4 protein-coding genes are annotated in these 2,941 nt (G+C 60.3%); all 4 read left to right on the top strand.

Annotated elements, in window-relative coordinates; genetic code table 11:
- The first annotated feature begins 12 nt into the window (after window positions 1–12).
- Window positions 13–1,215 carry an ammonium transporter gene (locus AC1D0P_RS23980; RefSeq protein ID WP_477679031.1) on the top strand — a complete coding sequence of 401 codons (1,203 nt, stop codon included), beginning with the start codon at window positions 13–15 and terminating at the stop codon, window positions 1,213–1,215.
- A 33-nt stretch (window positions 1,216–1,248) separates the two neighbouring features.
- On the top strand, window positions 1,249–1,815 hold the full coding sequence (locus AC1D0P_RS23975) for a sigma-70 family RNA polymerase sigma factor (RefSeq protein ID WP_477679030.1): 567 nt from the start codon (window positions 1,249–1,251) through the stop codon (window positions 1,813–1,815).
- Window positions 1,816–1,832: 17 nt separating this feature from the next.
- Window positions 1,833–2,084, top strand: coding sequence for a zf-HC2 domain-containing protein (locus tag AC1D0P_RS23970; protein ID WP_477679029.1), 252 nt, complete (start codon window positions 1,833–1,835; stop codon window positions 2,082–2,084).
- 658 nt (window positions 2,085–2,742) lie between these two features.
- A partial coding sequence (locus AC1D0P_RS23965; protein ID WP_477679028.1) for an RNA recognition motif domain-containing protein occupies window positions 2,743–2,941 on the top strand: 199 nt, incomplete at its 3' end.

Here is a 2,941-nt window from a genome sequence, read left to right as displayed (position 1 = left end):
GAAGAGGGACTTATGGAAGCACTAAAACAGGGCTCGGACGCCTTGTTCATCTTGCTGGGCGGCATCATGGTACTGGCCATGCATGCCGGTTTTGCCTTTCTGGAACTGGGCACGGTTCGCAAAAAGAACCAGGTCAATGCGCTGGTCAAGATCCTGGTGGACTTTTCTGTATCTACCGTGGTGTATTTTGTGGTGGGCTATGGCGTCGCTTACGGCACCCACTTCTTCGTCGGCGCGGAACAGCTGGCCGCCAAAAACGGCTACGAGCTGGTCAAGTTTTTCTTCCTGCTGACCTTTGCCGCGGCGATTCCAGCGATTATTTCCGGCGGCATCGCCGAGCGCGCGCGCTTTTATCCGCAGCTGATCGCCACGGCCGTCATCGTCGGGCTGGTCTATCCCTTCTTCGAGGGCATTGTCTGGAACCAGCACTTCGGCGTGCAGACCTGGATCAAGTCGCTGACCGGCGCGGAATTCCATGACTTCGCAGGGTCCATCGTGGTCCACGCGGTGGGCGGCTGGCTGGCGTTGCCGGCGGTGATTTTGCTGGGCGCGCGCAGCAACCGCTACCGCAAGGACGGCGCGGTATCGGCCCATCCGCCGTCGAACATTCCCTTCCTGGCGCTGGGCGCCTGGATCCTGACTGTGGGCTGGTTCGGCTTCAACGTGATGAGTGCGCAGACCATTGACAAGATCTCCGGCCTGGTCGCCGTCAACTCGCTGATGGCCATGGTGGGCGGCACGCTGGCGGCACTGGCCTTCGGCAAGAACGACCCCGGTTTTGTGCACAACGGCCCGCTGGCCGGGCTGGTGGCGGTGTGCGCCGGTTCGGACCTGATGCACCCGCTGGGCGCGCTGGTGACCGGTGGTGTGGCCGGTGCTGTGTTCGTGGTGATGTTCACGCTGACGCAGAACAAATGGAAGATCGACGACGTGCTGGGCGTCTGGCCGCTGCACGGTTTGTGCGGCCTGTGGGGCGGTATCGCGGCCGGCATTTTCGGCAGCCAGTCATTGGGCGGCCTGGGCGGTGTGAGTTTTGGCGCCCAGCTTATAGGCAGCGCGATGGGCGTGGGTTGGGCATTGCTGGCGGGTTTTGCCGTCTACGGCGCCCTCAAGGCGACGATGGGCTTACGCCTGAGCCAGGAAGAAGAGTTTGAAGGCGCCGACCTTTCGATCCACCGCATCGGCGCGACGCCGGACCGCGAAGTCAATTGGTAGCGGCCAGCGCCGCCTGCCGCTAGACTTCCGGCCATGCCTACTTTTGAAGAGCAGCTGGTCGAACACCGGCTCTACCTCCTTCGCTTTGCGCGCCTGCAACTGCGCAACGACGAATGGGCGGAAGACGCGGTGTCGGAGACCCTGCTCGCGGCGCTGTCCAAGCCCCAATCCTTCGGCAACCGCTCGCAACTCAAGACCTGGCTGGTCGGCATCCTCAAACACAAGGTCATAGACCTGATCCGCAGCAATGCCCGCCTGGTGGCCGTGCCCGATGCGCAGGCCGACGAGGAAGGCGACGAGCTTGACCGGCTGTCCTTCAAGGCCGACGGCCATTTCGCCGAAACGCCCAACGACTGGGGTAACCCCGACCAGACCCTGCAGCAGGTGCAGTTCTTCCAGGTGCTGGACGCCTGCATGGAGCGCCTGCCGCCGGCGCTGGGCCGGCTGTTCCTGATGCGCGAATGGCTGGAGCTTTCCTCACAAGAAGTCTGTAAGGAACTCTCGCTGACACCGACCAATCTTTATGTCCAGTTGCACCGGGCCCGCCTGCGCCTGCAGGAGTGCCTGAATATCCACTGGTTCGGCCAACCCGGCACCTGACGCTTTCCACCCCTGACGTGAAACCCAAGATCACCCTGTTACGACGCACCTGCCGGGAGGCCGCGGCCCTGCTGATTGCGCGCGAGGATCGCGCGCTCAGCCTGCCGGACCACGTCGCGCTCAAGCTGCACCTGATGGCCTGCGAGGCTTGCCCCCGATTCGAGAACCAGATTCTGACCCTGCGCGTCGCGATGAAGCGCTGGCGCCACTACACCGGCGCGGCCGAGCAGGCGGCGGCAGGCCGGGCCGCAGACAATTTACCGAAATAGCGCCTTGTTGCGCGGCCGACGGGGGCCGATGCCGCGCGTAAAAGAGAGCGCGCTACACAGACAAGAACAGCACTCTTCGTGAATGCAAATTTGTGTAACTATTTCCCTGAAGTTGGAACAAACTACGTGCGCAGCGTGCTCTCTTTCGGCTCTTTGTGGAGGTTCACACGCGGCGGTCCAAGGGTTTAACCCGGCCGTGCTTCGCAAGCCCAATAAACCAGCACGGCTCTGGTTTTTATGACATCGATTTTTTCAATGTAGGCACTAACTTAGCTCGTAAATCAGTTGCGGCTTGTTTTTTAAAAAGAATTTTCAGAAGTCAAGTCCGTTGGAGGTTGGCAAGGCATGGAAGTCTTTATGCTTCATTTTGGCTTGCCGTCGCCACTCGTTATGGACTCGCTTTGGCCGCAAAAACCCGGCTCCAGCTGGCACCACAAGAGGCCGGAGAGCCCCTGTTCATGCGGGCTGGCGCAGTCTAGGTAGTAACGCTAGAGGATTGTGTTTTATTTTCGTCGAGCATAATATGCCGGTGCGAATGCCAGCATTCGCACACGTTAGGTGATCGGTCAGTTTCGCGCGCTACAGCGGTACGTATCAAGATTTGTTGTGCTTTCGGGACCCCATCGCTTTTGTTTTTGTGTTTTAGAGGAGTCCCTTCATGGGCAACAAACTTTACGTCGGCAACCTGCCTTACTCGGTTCGCGACGAAGACCTGCAACAATCTTTTGGCCAATTCGGCGCTGTCACCAGCGCTAAAGTCATGATGGAACGCGACACGGGTCGCTCCAAGGGCTTTGGCTTTGTCGAAATGGGCAGCGATGCAGAAGCCCAGGCAGCCATCAACGGCATGAACGGCC

This window comes from Polaromonas sp. P1_G2 (genome assembly GCF_056405515.1).
This window is presented reverse-complemented; position numbering and strand designations above follow the sequence as displayed.